The organism is Sporolactobacillus nakayamae (assembly GCF_900113325.1).
In the GTDB taxonomy this organism is placed as follows: Bacteria; Bacillota; Bacilli; order Bacillales; family Sporolactobacillaceae; genus Sporolactobacillus; species Sporolactobacillus nakayamae.
In genome coordinates this window covers 189,487-204,199 of record NZ_FOOY01000003.1, presented here as the reverse complement: position 1 = coordinate 204,199, position 14,713 = coordinate 189,487, and the positions used below count along the sequence as shown (strand labels likewise).

General features: G+C 43.1%; 12 protein-coding genes and 1 riboswitch. Of the genes, 5 read left to right on the top strand and 7 right to left on the bottom strand.

Going from position 1 to position 14,713, the window contains the following annotated elements; all coding sequences use genetic code 11:
* Nucleotides 1-59: 59 nt before the first annotated feature.
* Nucleotides 60-1,340 (bottom strand): aspartate aminotransferase type Ic, encoded by a 1,281-nt coding sequence (locus tag BM003_RS01065; RefSeq protein WP_093669197.1) that lies wholly within the window; start codon nt 1,338-1,340, stop codon nt 60-62.
* A 261-nt stretch (nt 1,341-1,601) separates the two neighbouring features.
* On the opposite strand from BM003_RS01065, the gene BM003_RS01060 reads away from it, so the two are divergent.
* Nucleotides 1,602-2,363: a DUF975 family protein gene (locus tag BM003_RS01060; RefSeq protein WP_093669195.1), complete on the top strand. Its 762-nt coding sequence runs from the start codon at nt 1,602-1,604 to the stop codon at nt 2,361-2,363.
* 40 nt (nt 2,364-2,403) lie between these two features.
* On the opposite strand, the gene BM003_RS01055 is transcribed toward BM003_RS01060, so the two are convergent.
* Nucleotides 2,404-3,252: a VOC family protein gene (locus BM003_RS01055; RefSeq protein WP_093669193.1), complete on the bottom strand. Its 849-nt coding sequence runs from the start codon at nt 3,250-3,252 to the stop codon at nt 2,404-2,406.
* 189 nt (nt 3,253-3,441) lie between these two features.
* Between BM003_RS01055 and pepF the strand changes: the two genes are divergently transcribed.
* Nucleotides 3,442-5,244 (top strand): oligoendopeptidase F, encoded by a 1,803-nt coding sequence (gene pepF, locus BM003_RS01050; protein ID WP_093669191.1) that lies wholly within the window; start codon nt 3,442-3,444, stop codon nt 5,242-5,244.
* 65 nt (nt 5,245-5,309) lie between these two features.
* On the opposite strand, the gene BM003_RS01045 is transcribed toward pepF, so the two are convergent.
* Nucleotides 5,310-7,031: a methyl-accepting chemotaxis protein gene (locus tag BM003_RS01045; protein ID WP_177184567.1), complete on the bottom strand. Its 1,722-nt coding sequence runs from the start codon at nt 7,029-7,031 to the stop codon at nt 5,310-5,312.
* Nucleotides 7,032-7,253: 222 nt separating this feature from the next.
* Between BM003_RS01045 and spoIIP the strand changes: the two genes are divergently transcribed.
* Both spoIIP and mbcS read left to right on the top strand, forming a co-directional pair.
* Nucleotides 7,254-8,345, top strand: a complete 1,092-nt coding sequence (spoIIP, locus tag BM003_RS01040) for a stage II sporulation protein P (protein WP_177184566.1) — start codon at nt 7,254-7,256, stop codon at nt 8,343-8,345.
* A 102-nt stretch (nt 8,346-8,447) separates the two neighbouring features.
* Nucleotides 8,448-10,037, top strand: a complete 1,590-nt coding sequence (gene mbcS / locus BM003_RS01035; protein ID WP_093669185.1) for an acyl-CoA synthetase MbcS — start codon at nt 8,448-8,450, stop codon at nt 10,035-10,037.
* A 63-nt stretch (nt 10,038-10,100) separates the two neighbouring features.
* Here mbcS and BM003_RS01030 read toward each other — a convergent pair whose 3' ends face one another.
* Genes BM003_RS01030 through BM003_RS01015 form a run of 4 tightly spaced genes read right to left on the bottom strand, consistent with a single transcriptional unit; the run spans nt 10,101 to nt 13,742 of the window.
* The gene (locus BM003_RS01030) at nt 10,101-10,871 is read right to left on the bottom strand and encodes an SDR family NAD(P)-dependent oxidoreductase (RefSeq protein WP_093669183.1); all 771 of its coding nucleotides are present in this window, start codon (nt 10,869-10,871) and stop codon (nt 10,101-10,103) included.
* Nucleotides 10,872-10,920: 49 nt separating this feature from the next.
* Entirely contained in the window at nt 10,921-11,721 is an 801-nt protein-coding gene (locus BM003_RS01025) for an energy-coupling factor transporter transmembrane component T family protein (protein ID WP_093669181.1), read from the bottom strand.
* Nucleotides 11,681-13,159, bottom strand: a complete 1,479-nt coding sequence (locus tag BM003_RS01020) for an ABC transporter ATP-binding protein (RefSeq protein ID WP_093669179.1) — start codon at nt 13,157-13,159, stop codon at nt 11,681-11,683. Before BM003_RS01020 ends, BM003_RS01025 begins: the two co-directional genes overlap by 41 nt.
* Nucleotides 13,146-13,742 carry an ECF transporter S component gene (locus BM003_RS01015; RefSeq protein WP_177184565.1) on the bottom strand — a complete coding sequence of 199 codons (597 nt, stop codon included), beginning with the start codon at nt 13,740-13,742 and terminating at the stop codon, nt 13,146-13,148. The genes BM003_RS01020 and BM003_RS01015 overlap by 14 nt, the downstream gene beginning before the upstream one ends.
* A 112-nt stretch (nt 13,743-13,854) precedes the next feature.
* A riboswitch (TPP riboswitch) is annotated at nt 13,855-13,950 on the bottom strand.
* A gap of 173 nt (nt 13,951-14,123) precedes the next feature.
* On the opposite strand from BM003_RS01015, the gene BM003_RS01010 reads away from it, so the two are divergent.
* A complete protein-coding gene (locus tag BM003_RS01010; RefSeq protein ID WP_093669175.1) occupies nt 14,124-14,660 on the top strand; it encodes a hypothetical protein in 537 nt (178 codons plus the stop codon).
* Nucleotides 14,661-14,713 lie beyond the last annotated feature (53 nt).

Sequence of the window (14,713 nt, the reverse complement as noted above, 5' to 3'; positions counted from 1 at the left end):
TTTAGCGCACTTATAATTTATAAATAAATGGTCGTGAACATAATTCACCCTAGGATTTATTAATCGTTCAAAAGCTTCTTTATACTCACCATTTGAACAGACAAGCATAATACGTCAATTGCCACTTTCAATTCTGCTAACGACGGGTATGTTGGGGCAATTCGAATGTTTCGATCTTTTGGATCTTTACCATATGGAAAAGTCGCCCCTGCTTTTGTTAATTTAACGCCGACTTCCGCCGCGCGCTTAACCACTTCGGCTGCACAACCATCTGGTGTATTTAAACTGATAAAATAGCCGCCATTTGGCTTGCTCCATGAAGCAATATGCTTATCCCCTAGTTGTGAGTCAAGTTCACGCAAGACAAGATCAAATTTGGGTTTAATTAATTCTGCATGCTTCTTCATATGTTCATTGATATGATCTAAATTTTTCAAAAAACGCACATGCCGTAATTGGTTAATCTTATCCGGTCCGATTGTTTGCGCAGAAAGTTGTTCCAGGATAAATTGACTATTCTCCTCGCTTGCTGCCATCGCCGCTACTCCAGACCCTGGGAATGTTATTTTTGATGTCGATGCAAAGATAAAAACCCGGTTCGGATGTCCTGCATCTTTGCATGCTTGCAGTATATTCTTTAGATGCGGGTGTTCATTCGTTAAATGATGTACAGTGTAAGCGTCATCCCAGAAAATTTTAAAATCTTCTGCTTTCGTTTTCATTGTCGCAAAGCGGTTTACGACTTCGTCACTGTATGTAATCCCTTCAGGATTGCTATATTTTGGGACACACCAGATTCCTTTTATCGCATCATCTTTGCTGACCAGTTCTTCAATTTTATTCATATCCGGTCCGTCATCAAGCATGTCAATGGTGATCATTTCAATATTAAGCGATTCACAAATCGCAAAGTGCCGATCATAACCAGGACTTGGACACAAGAACTTTACTTTAGGCAACTTCCCCCATGGGCGATCGCTGTCTAGAACACCCTTCAGCAAGGCTCTTGAAATCGTGTCATACATCATCGTTAAACTGGAATTACCGCCAACAATAACTTCTGCAGGTCGCACGTGAAGGATTTCAGCAAACAAGTCTTTTGCTTCTCGTATGCCGTCCACTCCCCCATAGTTGCGAATGTCATTGTTATCAACTGTTTTCAGTGTGTTCGTGTTTAAAATGCTGAAAAGATCTGATGAAAGATCAAGCTGATCCGGACTTGGTTTTCCACGAGACATATCTAGCGAAAGATTCTTGCTCTTAAATTCAGCATACTTTTCTTCTAATTTCGAATAACGTTCAACCAATTCACTCTTGTCTAAAGTATGTATATCACCCAACTAAAGATCCTCCTCTTTGCAGAAAAAAAGTAATGAATCGTTAATGATTGCAGTTCTACTTTTTTAATGATCAAAAGTTTTTTCCCCATTGCTCATTATATGAAAAAAAGCCGATGACTTCTATATGATAGGAATAATTGATTCATTTTTTTTCAGAAACGCTTTGTGTTACAATACGTTCAAGATCAAATTAATAAACCATTAGAATTTTGATTATGTTAGCCTTGATCGTATCTTAATTGTAAGGAGGGATTCCATTAAATGTGGATTTCTAGAATTAAGGAAGACGCGCGAACGTCTCTCCAAGGGCACTCTGTCTCGAGTGGGCTTTTCGTATTCGTTTTCTTTTTAATCTCTGCTCTGCCACCGACTGTGATTGATATTTTACTATCCGGAGGGTTCGAGAATTGGATAAACCAAATGGATTCTTCACCACTTTCTGATATTTTTCAATTAATTTATTTTATCATCACGATTCCGATGCAGTTTGGTTTCTATTGGTACTTCTTGGATCTAATTCGCGATCAAACGCCAAAAATTAAAATTCTTTTTTGGGGTTATGAACACGGAAAAATGATCGTTAAGCTTGTTTGGACGTATGTACTTATGGCCATTCTCTTGTGTCTTTGGATCTTATTATTTATCATCCCCGGCATCATCAAGTCCTTTTCCTATTCCCAAACTTATTTCATTTTAAAGGATCATCCGGACTATTCGGCAAGTAAAGCGATTAAGGAAAGCAAACGGTTAATGAAAGGCCATAAATGGAAACTGTTTGTTCTTGGATTGAGTTTCATTGGTTGGTGGCTCTTGTCAATTGTCCCAACCCTTGGCGGAATTATTGCTGCAGGATTGATTGGCTTTGTGATTAATGATTTAATCGGCGGCTTATTTCTCGCAATCGGTATTATTGGAAGCATTTGGATGTACCTTTGGCTCGTCCCTTACTTCTACACTTCATTAGCCACTTTTTACGAACGGCTTATTTTGACTCAACAACCTGAATTAAATGAACAAAATTAACAAAACCGCCTATATTGGGCGGTTTTGCAGTTTTCATTTATTAAATTCCCAGTTCAAACTTAATTCCTGATGGATCTTTAGCAAACATGCGCTCGTTTGTTTGTTCAATGGATACACCTGATTTTAGCAAACGATCAATCGCTTCTTGGCGCATTTGAGTATCTGGAAAGACGAGACGATAGTAATTTAACCCGACATGTGTGCCTTTCTGCACCGGAACTCCTCTGCTGTTCCAAACATTCAACCCAAGATGATGGTGATAGCCGCCGGTTGATATGAAATCGGCATAGGGTTCATAAGCGGCAACCAAGTTAAACCCGAGTCCTTCCACATAGAATTTCTCGGTTTCTTTCAGATTTGCAACTTGGAGATGGAGATGCCCCATTTTTGTTTCTTTAGGTAATCCGCCCCATGGTTCCCCATTTAATTCATCAAGCAAGTGTTCATCTATCGCTTCTGTCAGCATAAGCACCTTGCCATTTTCCCATTTCCACTCATCCGCCGGGCGATCACGATAGATTTCAATTCCGTTTCCATCCGGATCTTCCAAATATAAAGCTTCGCTGACTGCATGATCTGCGCCGCCGACAAGCGGATAGCCTTCTTTCATTAGACGAGCTGTAACCGCGGCCAGATCCTTCCGTGACGGCACGAGCATTGCGAAATGATAAAGTCCCGCGCTTCGTCTGATCGGCGGCAGCACAACCACAGGTTGCTCAAGCGTAAGCAAAGGATCAATTCCGTTTGCAGAAAATGTGATTGCCTGTTTACTCTCTTGCAGAATGCTGAGTCCGAGAATTCCTGAGTAAAAATCCTTTGAACGTCTCAGATTTCTCACAAATAAATAAACGTGATTCACGTACATATTTGGTGCTTCGTGAAACTGCATTGTAACCCCTCCTGCTTAAATTTCGCTTATCTGTCGAAACCATTAATTACAATATGTTAGTTAGTATATAATGATAAGAACTGAATGTCTAAACTTCTTTCTCGCTGTTCTGTTGTACTTAAGCTGTTGCGTTAGGATACAACGCTCTGTGGTAAACTAATATTAATAATAACGAATCGAGGAATAGGCATGGATCAACGACTGAAACGAAATCAAGTTCTGACTGAAAAAACATGGAATCTGACCGATCTTTTTCCAACGCGAGACGCGTTCGTAACGGAACTAAAGGCACTACTCGAAAAGGCAAGTGAATTGGCAAGTACTAAAGGTAAACTAGCTGCAAACGGCCCGTCCCTCTTGCGCGCTTTAGAAGATTATTTTGATTTTTCAGCCCGACTATGGCGACTTTCCACTTATGTTAGCCTGAAGCAATCCGCAGACAGCAGCAACCCAGAAAACCAGGCAGACTCCGCCCGTGTAGATGCCGCAAGCGCGCAAATTGATACGACACTTTCCTTTTTTGAGGATGAATTAATGAATCTGGATGAGAAACAGTTGAGCATCCTTGAGCTGAATGCTTCGGGTCTTCAAGAATATCGTCCCTATTTCCGTAAGCTTTTCGCTTTAAAACCTTATCGGCTTCATCCGGAAGCTGAGAAAACGATCAAGGCGTTATCAGAGGTCTTGGAAGCTCCTTACACGATTTATACGCGCAGTAAGCTTGCCGATATGCAGTTTTTGCCGGTTAGGGACAGCAGTGGAAAAACCGTACCGATGTCTTTCACGATTTATGAAAATAGTTATGCATCAACAAGAGACACAACACTTAGAAGAAACGCCTATGATTCGTTTACCAAAACACTGGATGCTTACAAAAATACGTTTGCTTCTGTCTATGCGGCAGAAGTGGCAAAAACTGTTGCTGTAGCCAATCTGCGTGGATACAAGACAGCAACAGAATATCTGCTTCAGCGCCAACTTGTCAGTGAAGAAATGTACAACAATCAGCTTGATATTATTTACAAAGAACTCGCGCCTCATATGCAGCGTTACGCTGAACTGAAGCGGCAAGCGCTTGGTCTCGATAAAATGACGTACGCGGATTTGCTCGCTCCGATTGATACTTCAAATCCACAAACAACTTTTGAAGACAGTAAGCAGGCAATTCTTGAGGCACTTAAAATTATGGGACCGGAATATCATACGATTATTGAAGAAGGATTAAACAACCGCTGGGTTGATTATGGTGATAACGTAGGTAAATCCACAGGAGGATTCTGCTCCTCCCCATATGGTACTCATTCGTACATTCTGATGACATGGACCGGAGATATCCGCAATATTTTAACGCTTGCTCATGAATTTGGTCATGCGGGTCATTTCATGCTCGCGCAAAAATATCAGAAATTAGCCAATTATCGTCCGTCGCTATTCTTCATCGAAGCACCGTCAACAATGAATGAGCTGATTCTTGCTCAATACTTAAAAAGAAATGCTACTTCAGAAGAAATGAAAAAATCGGTTACCGAACGTTTACTCAGCACCTATTACCATAATTTTGTTACTCATCTGCTGGAAGGTGTCTATCAGCGTAAAGTTTTTCGCCGCGCTGAAGCTGGCGAAGCATTGACCGCCTCAACACTAACTGAATTATTTAATGAAACACTTCAAGGTTTCTGGAGCGATTCCGTTCAGCTTGACGCACGCGATGGTTTAACATGGATGCGTCAACCGCACTATTATTCCGGATTGTACTCCTACACCTATTCCGCGGGGCTGACTGTGGCAACGGCTGTCGCCAAACAAATCGAGCAAGAAGGAGAACCGGCTGTTGATCGTTGGCTGTCGGTCCTTAAAGAAGGCGGCAGAATCACACCTCAAGAACTGATTGAAAAAGCAAAGGTCGACATTCTAAATCCAGAAACCATTCGCAATGCTGTTGCTTATGTCGGATCCCTTGTTACTGACCTTCAGGCTGCATCGGTTAACTAATAAGACACAGTCATGAAATTAAAAGGAGTTCCCGCCATCATGGGAACTCCTTTTATTTGGATTAATCATAGTTTAAACCGTTGAATCAATTGTTCAAAACGTTCTGAGGTTTCTGCGAGTGCACGCGCTTCATCTACAAAACCATCCATTGTTTTCTCAACATGGCTCATCGATTGATTGACGTGCGATACACTTGCTGATGATTCCTGAGAGACTGCAGCTACCGCAGCAATAGATTCCTTCATCTGCAAACCGATTGCACTGACTTCATGCAGACGTAGTGACAATTCATTCATGTTTTCTCGAATTTCTTGTGCCTCATGATTGATTGAGATTAGAGCATCACCAGTATGCGTGATTTGCTTGACTCCCGACTGTACCTGTTCACGATTTAACAGAAGTGCTTTGTCAACCGTTTCTGATCCAAGATTAACACCAGTTAACATAGCCGTCATCTCTTTCGCAGACTCCGAAGTTTGTATGGACAGCTTCCGAATCGACTCGGCGATAATGCTAAATCCTTTTCCGGCGTCCCCTACCCGTGCTGATTCAATCGTCGCGTTTAACGCAAGCAAATTGGTCTGGCTGGCAATATGATCAACCATTTCCACCAACCTTGATAGATCATTTAATTGAAGCTTGAAACGCCCCATTTTGTTACGCGAGTCAAGAACGCTTGATTCGATTTGGCGCATATTCTCTTGTGATCGCGCAATCAGCACTTTTCCTTTTTCAGTCAATTCCGATGCGTTAAGCGCTTTTTGGAGCACCGTGGACAGCATTTTGATTTCCAACTCCAGCCGGTTCATGAACTCTTCAGTAAATTTTGCGATGTGACTGGCATTGCGCGCCTGATTTTCAAATCCTTCGGCAAGCTGATTTGTGGTGTTGGTCATCTCCTTACTTTCATGTGAAACGGATCGGGTCGAACAAATTAGGGCTTGTCCGCTGTTTTTTGTCATTTCAGCCGCCTGCACCATGGTTTGAATCATTTCAAGCAGATTGCGTTTCATTTTTTCAATTGAATCGGCGATCATTCCAAGTTCATCCATGTTATGTATGATTTGTCCGTGATTTCTTAAATCACCGCAAGCGATTTTTTCTGTCGAATCAATGACTCGCTTAAAAGATGCTTTGATTTGTTTACTGATCCGCCACGTTATCCAAGCACTAATTAAAATAGAGAGAATGACACTTATTGCTAGAAACAGCATGGATCCTTTTACTTGTTTCTGAACATTTTGCATCGCTTGCTGCTCTTCATTAATCACGGATGTGCGCAACCGATTCACGAGCTCCAGAGTTCTCACTTGAATTTGATTCTGCTCCTTGTGAATTTGCATCAGCTTCTCTTTATCGTTCATCAGAACCGCCGGCACGAACTCACTCTGAAAAAGGTTGAACGTGCGTGCGTCCTCACTCATAATCTGCGAAAACCACTTTTTTTGTTCTTCTGTTTTCATGTATGGTTTCAACTTTTTCTCTGCGCTAGTCAATTTTAATTGATCCTGAGAATACAGCTTCACCGCACGATCACCAGGTTCCAACAAATAATCAACAACGCGTGAATCTTTTGAGCGAAAGAGCGAACCGATTTCGGTGATTTGCGCTGCTCGTTCCCCTGCCATCCGCGCGTCTTCCGCTCTTTGCATCGTGTGATAAAGCAGCACGGTCGATGTGACCGCAGAAATGAGCATAATCAGTAAAACAATCCACAATCCAACTGAAAATTTCATACTGATTGTCAGATGACGCCAAGATGCTTTCCTTCTAAAGATGTTCTTCAATCGTACCCCTCCGATTGTCATAGGCTCGTATCCCTACTTAGTATTTATGGAAATGCGCGTCGGAAAAAGGCGTTTTTTGTAAAGAATATGTAAAAACTCATTTACATAGACATTCTCATTGAAGAAAAGTTATGAACTAGAAAAAACATGTCTATCCTTTCCCCTCTCAATCATAGATTAATAGAGCAGCATGAATTTCTCAGAGGATTGGGAGGGACAAGCTTGAAAAGAATCAATCCAACACTAAACACACAATCTTCCATAAACCATTCACTTTTATTCCAGTACCTCTTTGTCCTGATCCTGATCTATGGTATGGCCATTCTTGTCACGGTCAGCCAAATCAAGATCGGTTTCATTCAAGACGCGATGCAAAAAGCGGATTGGCCGGCAAAAATTTTGTTAAGTGAGACCTTTGGAAATGAAAATGTGGTGTATAACCATGCGATTAAGGAAAAGGATCGTCCGAAAACCGTCTATCATCTCCTATTTGAGTTGATGACTGACCTTCGCTTTGATGATAACCGCAGCCTGTTCGGATCAGAGCTACCTGGCTTTACTATTTATAACACACGCATTTTCGTCGCCGGAAAAGGCTTAAATTACACTAATCTGCCAAAAGACAATCCGCCATCACCGTCCATTAATATTGATACTCCAAAGCCGCAGAAACCGGAGCAAAGTGACACAAACAAGTCAAATGAAAAACTAAAAAAGACCGTGCTTATCTATCATACGCATCCGTGGGAATCGTACAAACCGATAAACAACGGGAAGGATTCCACATATACAGAACCGCAAAAGAGTGTGGTTAAAGATGGAGAAATCATTGGAAAAACATTAAATGAAAATGGTGTTGGCTATATCCAAAAAGTAAAACAAGGTTGGGGCTACAATGAGGCTTATCAGAAGTCAAGGATTGTAGTACAGAATGCTCTGAAACAAACGCCGAGCTTGACCTATCTAATAGATATCCATCGTGATTCTTCAGGAAGAAGCATCACAACGATGAAGATCGGCGGCACTTCCTATGCCCGTATCAGCATTATCATTGGCGAAGCAAATCCCAACTACTCAGCCAATCTTTATCTGGCCAAAAAGGTGAAAACAGAATTGGATAAGAAGTATCCGGATCTGGTTCGCGGCATTGTCGGCAAGACAAAACTAACAGGCAACGGGGTCTACAATCAAGACCTCTCTAAGAATGCAATTCTTATTGAAATTGGCGGGGTAGATAATAATTTGCAAGAAATCACGCGTAGTTCACAAGCATTCGGCGAAGCTCTCGCGCAAGTAATCAATCAAAATAAATGAAAAAAGTTGTAATATTTAGCACCAGGTATTAATATTAAGATATAAACACTGATCTTGAGTTTTCTCGCTCAAGAAAAAATCTAGGGAGATGAGCGGAAGCTTATGGAACTGACAGATCTCATTGCACCACAGAAATATAATTTAACAAGTGAAATTGACCGTTTTGATTCCGATCGAATTGCGTTGCGATGGGAAAGTGAAGATGGCGAAAAACGAACCGTTACCTATCATGAATTAATTCAAAAAGGAAAACGTTTTGCCAATGCGTTGAATCAATTAGGCATCAAAAAAGGCGATAAAGTCATGACGATTGTCCCTAGAATCGTTGATGCTTATGTTATCTATTTAGGTGCGCTTAGGGCAGGAATTGCGGTGATCCCCGGATCCGAAATGCTTCGTTCCGGTGACATCAGCTTCCGTATCAATCAGGGCGCGGCAAAAGCGATCATCACATTCAAGGATTATACCGATCAAGTTGACCACATTCAGGAAGCGATGCCTTCGCTGCGACATAAGATTTCTGTCGCCGGTGATACTGATGGATGGCTCTCCATGGATCAGCTCATGGAGAATGCCTCTGATTCATATACCACTGTGGATTCAGACAAAGATGACATGGCCTTCTTAACTTATACTTCAGGAACTTCAGGCACGCCAAAAGGAGTTGTGCATACGCACGCTTGGGCATATGCGCATCTCAGAATTGCTCCGAAACGCTGGCTGAACATTAAAGAGGGCGATACGGTTTGGGCAACTGCAGGTCCAGGCTGGCAAAAATGGATCTGGAGTCCGTTCCTTTCAGTACTTGGCAAAGGAGTTACCGGTCTCGTTTATTGTGGCCGTTTCCATCCGGAAAAACAGCTGCAGCTTCTCCAAGATTATAAAGTTAACGTCCTCTGCTGCACGCCAACTGAATATCGACTCATGTCAAAGGTCGATCATTTAGCTGACTATGATTTGTCAAACCTTCATACCGCGTGTTCCGCTGGTGAAGCGCTGAACCGAGGCGTTATTGATATTTTCAAAAACACTTTTGACATTCAGCTTAAAGACGGCTACGGTCAGACAGAAAGCACCTTACTCATCGGTACACTAGTTGGAAAGGATGTGCGGATCGGTTCTATGGGGCAGCCCATCCTTGACGAATTCATCACAATCATTGATGAAGACGGGAACCAGGTGCCGGAAGGCGTTGTGGGTAATATCGCTGTGCGCCGAGACTTCCCCGCCCTCTTCAAGACTTATTACCAGCAGCCGGATCGTTACCAAGCGGCCGTTATCGGCAACTATTTTCTAACTGGCGACCGGGCATCGAGAGACAAGGACAACTATTTCTGGTTTCAAGGCAGGCGCGACGATGTAATCATCAGTTCTGGCTACACGATCGGACCTGCTGAAGTTGAAGACGCGCTTCTGAAGCATGATGCAGTTAAGGATTGTGCGGTTGTCGCAAGTCCGGACACGATCCGTGGTAATATTGTAAAAGCCTTCGTAGTATTAAAAGACACCTATACTGAGGATGAAGCACTGATCCCTCAGCTGCAAAAATTCGTCAAAAAACAAACGGCCCCTTATAAATACCCAAGAGCGATTGAATTCGTTTCCGAACTTCCAAAGACAGTGTCTGGCAAGATCATGCGCTCGGCACTTCGTGATCTGGAAGTGCGGCGCGCAAAAGAAAAACAAGAATAATCGAGGCAATACAAATAAAAAACACCCAACGGGATAAACTGTACCCTTTGGGTGTTTTTATGTTTATTTTTTCTTGTTGGATCCGGTGATGATACGGACGGCTTTGGCACCCCATCTTCTCGGTAATAGTTTGGCCGCGATTGCGCCTGCATAATTAAGTTGACCGGTGACGACCACTCGCTTCCCTTTCATCATTGCCCGGTAACCAATCCTTGCAACGGTCTGGACATCCATGGTGCGACTGAACATTTTGATATTCTCAGCATGAGCGACTGAACCAAAATTGGTATGTGTCGGTCCGGGACAGAGTGCAGTCACGGTTACACCGCTTTTATCTAATTCTTCAGCAAGCGCTTCTGATAATGAAAGTACATACGCTTTGCTGGCAAAATAGACGGCCATGAACGGACCGGGTTGATAAGCGGCAGTACTTGCCACATTCATGATTTTCCCCATTTTGCTGCGCAGATCAGGCAAAAAATAATAGGTGAGTTCTGTCAGAGCAGCGCAATTTAACTGAATCATTTCACTTTGACGCTCAATAGGCAACGAATCAAAGGCACCTACAAGTCCGAAACCGGCATTATTAATGAGTAAATCGATCGTTAAACCATTTCTTTTAACCTCATCGAAAACCTCTTTTGCCGCATGAAACTGACTCAAATCTTTCTTAATAATCGTGACCGATCGATCCGTCAGCTCTGATTTTATTGCCCGCATCTTCTCGTCGTCTCGAGAAACGAGTATTAAGTCATAATGATCCGCCGCCAGCAATTTGGCAAGTGCGTTACCGATCCCGCTTGTCGCACCGGTTACGAGTGCTGTCTTTGTCATTGGTTCTCCTCCCTGCACATTTCTATCCTCTATGATGCACTCGGCATGTTCAATGATCAAGCACATTCGTAAACGGAGTAAGCGGAAAGTAGGCTGCAAAAACAAATCCAAGCGTGACCGTTAGTAACATAATGACGATGAAATAGAGATCAATTCTGCTCCATCCGATCTCATAATAATATGTGCGTCTTTCTGTCATTGAGAACCGTTTGGCTTCCATGGCGATCGCGGTTCGCTGTGCACGACGGATCGATTGAGCGAGCATAGTCAGCGAATAGCGGTTCATCCGCTCATATAGCGGTTTTATTCCCTTTTGCCTCGTCATGCCGCGGACCCGCATCGCTTGACGAATATGCAAAAATTCTTCAGCCATGATCGGAATCATTCGGAAAGCCGCAAGACAGCCGTAAGCATAACGCACAGGGACTTTCAATTGCTGCATCAATGAATAGAAAAAAGGAACAGGCAGTGTTGTCGTCGCAAAAATCATGCCGATCAAACTAAAGGTGAAGGTTCGCAGTCCAAGCAGCAATCCTCGCGCCAAACTTTCTTGTGTGATCAAAATCAGCGACTGATGATAGATGATATGGCTGCCCTTGCCGAACATAATCATTGCCGATGCGCTAAAGAGCGATACAATCAAGGTCAAAAATACAAACCAAAATGACCACTTTCCGGCAAGTCCGCTCACTAAATAGTAAAGGATCAGAAAGAAGAACGACGCCCAGATCATCGTATTCAAGTTTTGGACAAACAGATAAACAATAAAAAGTGAAGAAATTAATAGGAATTTCAAACTGGGATTGATCTTAAAAAACAACTTGTTCGTGCTCGCCCAAACGTTGTCCACGATTCCTCTCCTCCCCGCCTTCACTACTCACACAATCGTTAACAAGTCTGCCATTTTCGACGGTCAACACACGTGTTGCAAAATGATGAACGATTTCCATTTCATGGGTAACCATGATGATGGTCGTCCCTGCCAGTCTGAGCTGTTGAAAGATATCTAAAAGTGCAAACGTATTTTTAGCGTCCTGTCCAAATGTCGGTTCATCGAGAATGAGCACATCCGGATGATTAATCATAGCAGAAGCAACACTTAATCGGCGCTTTTGACCGGTAGACAGCTGAAAAGGATGCTGGTTTCTTTGCGCTTTAAGCGCGTAGCGTTCCAAGTGCTCATCCACTCTGCGCGCAATTTCTTCTTCATTCATTTTATTAACTCGAAGACTAAACGCGAGCTCATCCTCAACCGAATCGGTGACAAACTGGTATTCAGGATTCTGAAAAACAAATTGGACATGATTTTCGGGATGATCAAATGACCAACGGAGCTGCCCATTAGTGCGCAGCAGTCCCATGATTCCTTCGATCATTGTGCTTTTTCCTGCACCGTTCTCACCAACAATTGCAATCCACTCTCCGCGATTAAGGCACAAATGATCAGCAGAGAACTTCACCTGTTTCTGACGGAGCACCGCGAAGTTTTTCAACTCAAGGATGGATTCAGCATGCTCAGAATTTATCTGGTTTCCTATTTGATTTTTCTCGTAGTCAGACCAGATACCAGGATGCCAAATGCCAAATTCATCAAGTTTATCTCGATAACGCGCCAACGTTTCCTGCTTTGGACCGTCAGCGAAAATCTCGCCATGTTGGTTGAACAGGACCACACGATCCACAAAATCAAGCACATGGTTGATTTTATGCTCAACAATGATTAACGTCCGATCCTTGCCAATTTGGCGGACCGTTTTCCAGAGCTGTTCGGTTCCATTCGGATCGAGCAGTGCAGTTGGTTCATCGAGAAAAAGAACTTCAGGTTCAAGTGCAAGAATGCTGGCAATCGCAAGACGCTGTTTCATTCCCCCGGAGAGAGTGCGTATGAGCTGGTGATTGTTTTCTAATTTGAGATCGACCATATCCAGATAGCGCTGAATTAACTCCGACATCTGCGCGCGCTCAATACACCGATTTTCGAGCACAAAAGCAATTTCTTCATCAACGTACGGCATGCAGAACTGTGTATCCGGGTCCTGGAAGATGAACCCCCAGTTATTGGGAACCTCCTGTCGATCGGAACGCATAGGCAGTTCGATGCTGTGCGGTATAAGTCCTGAAAGCACTTGTAAAACAGTTGATTTGCCGCATCCGGATGGACCAAGCAGCAGGACTTTTTCTCCTCTTTGATAATCAAAGGAAAGATCTTTAAATAGCATTGCATTCTTTTTCGGAAAAGCGAGACGCAGATTCGTGACGCCCCATCCCTCCCGACTAGTTGAGGACATCGTAATCTTCCTTCGTTACCGGGCGAAGCGACTGTGTCACGCCTGTCTTCTCCAAGCCTTTAACTAGTGCGTACGGAAATAAACCGGAAAGAAGAATTGATCCAATGACGCGGAACACAAGATACAACGTTAAGTTCCAACCCGCAAGAAGAGGAAGATATGCATAGCCTGCGTCCAAAATAATTGATGCGATCAATGCGGCGAAGGCAGATAGTGAGGTGACCCCAAGCGAAAACTTCTTATAGCGCCAAGCGGCAAAAACAGCTTCTGAAAACGCGCCTTGAAGCAAACCATAATAGAGATTGATGACACCGCCACTGCCTGCGAATAACATTTCTGCCAGTGCCGCCGCAGTTTCTGCAAGAAAAGCAACGCCGGGTTTACGAATGAGCAGTGCGGCGAACGGCGCGGCAATAAACCAAATACCATACAGAAGCGCGTCCAAGTGCAGCCCGAACGGTTTCACTAAATCATAAACCGGTCCCATCAGACGGAACACCAAACCAAAGACAAGTGCAATCACGATTGTAACAAGAATGTCTGTTAAGTTAAGCTTTAAATTCGTACTTTTTTCCTTACTCATGATCAATTCCCCCTCTTTAATCATTCTATAGTTGAATCTTCCATCCAATCGACCTGAAAAAAGGTTTGAAAACACAAAAAACCGCTTTCATTAGCTTAGAAAGCGGTAGTCATTTCAACAAGAACCACTTTCCTACGCTGGTATTACCCAGATCAGGTCCAAGGGTCGGGACAAATCCCTCTCAGCAATTGCACCCCTAGTGGACGAACAATTCATTATTCATTTGACAAACTAAACATACTACAACGTCGTCAATCGATCAAGAATTAACACTTTTCTTCTCTAAGCTGTTGTGCTGACGCGCGGCTAATTATTGGTGCAAATGAATAGAAAGCAAGCTGTAAAGTCAAGATAACTAAAAAGAATCGGGGGGACAGATTAATGATCATTCATTTAACACCATTCATCCTATGCGCTCTTATGTTCTTCCATCCGGTGGTTTCACATGCAGCCAATATTACTCAAATCATAAAAGCCGATCGTCCTGAAACCAGCGAGCTCATGGAACACCAATCAGATCTTATTGTCTCTGTACATCTTGATCAACACATACGAAAATGGGATACCGGGCAGCGTTTGCCCTCAGGAGAACATTTTATCAATGCGGAGCAAATACTCCACATCCACAATCAGCTAAAGGGACAAGCGCCATCACCTGCCTTATTGTTAACGACTGGTGTGGAGCCCCTTCCTGATCCGGAGAGTCCATTGAATACACAATATACCGGCCCGCTTGCCGATGGCGACTACGTTTTATTTCTTAAACACTTCCAAGATCCTAATCATTTCATTTTAAGCGGCGGCTTCTGCGCTGTTTACCCAGTGGTTTTCGGTAAACTGATCGCCTTGGATGACGGATTTAAAGAATTTGGAGGCAAGACGATACCCGAATTACAACAATTGCTCCATTCCGAATAACGCATGACATGTCTTCTCTCACTTTTAGTGACATATTTTAATGGGACAGGCCA

Coding starts and splice junctions, on each gene's coding strand:
- BM003_RS01060 (WP_093669195.1), top strand. CDS start 1,602: ATGTGGATTTCTAGAATTAAGGAAGACGCGCGAACGTCTCTCCAAGGG.
- BM003_RS01055 (WP_093669193.1), bottom strand. CDS start 3,252: ATGCAGTTTCACGAAGCACCAAATATGTACGTGAATCACGTTTATTTA.
- pepF (WP_093669191.1), top strand. CDS start 3,442: ATGGATCAACGACTGAAACGAAATCAAGTTCTGACTGAAAAAACATGG.
- mbcS (WP_093669185.1), top strand. CDS start 8,448: ATGGAACTGACAGATCTCATTGCACCACAGAAATATAATTTAACAAGT.
- BM003_RS01030 (WP_093669183.1), bottom strand. CDS start 10,871: ATGACAAAGACAGCACTCGTAACCGGTGCGACAAGCGGGATCGGTAAC.
- BM003_RS01020 (WP_093669179.1), bottom strand. CDS start 13,159: ATGTCCTCAACTAGTCGGGAGGGATGGGGCGTCACGAATCTGCGTCTC.
- BM003_RS01015 (WP_177184565.1), bottom strand. CDS start 13,742: ATGAGTAAGGAAAAAAGTACGAATTTAAAGCTTAACTTAACAGACATT.
- BM003_RS01010 (WP_093669175.1), top strand. CDS start 14,124: ATGATCATTCATTTAACACCATTCATCCTATGCGCTCTTATGTTCTTC.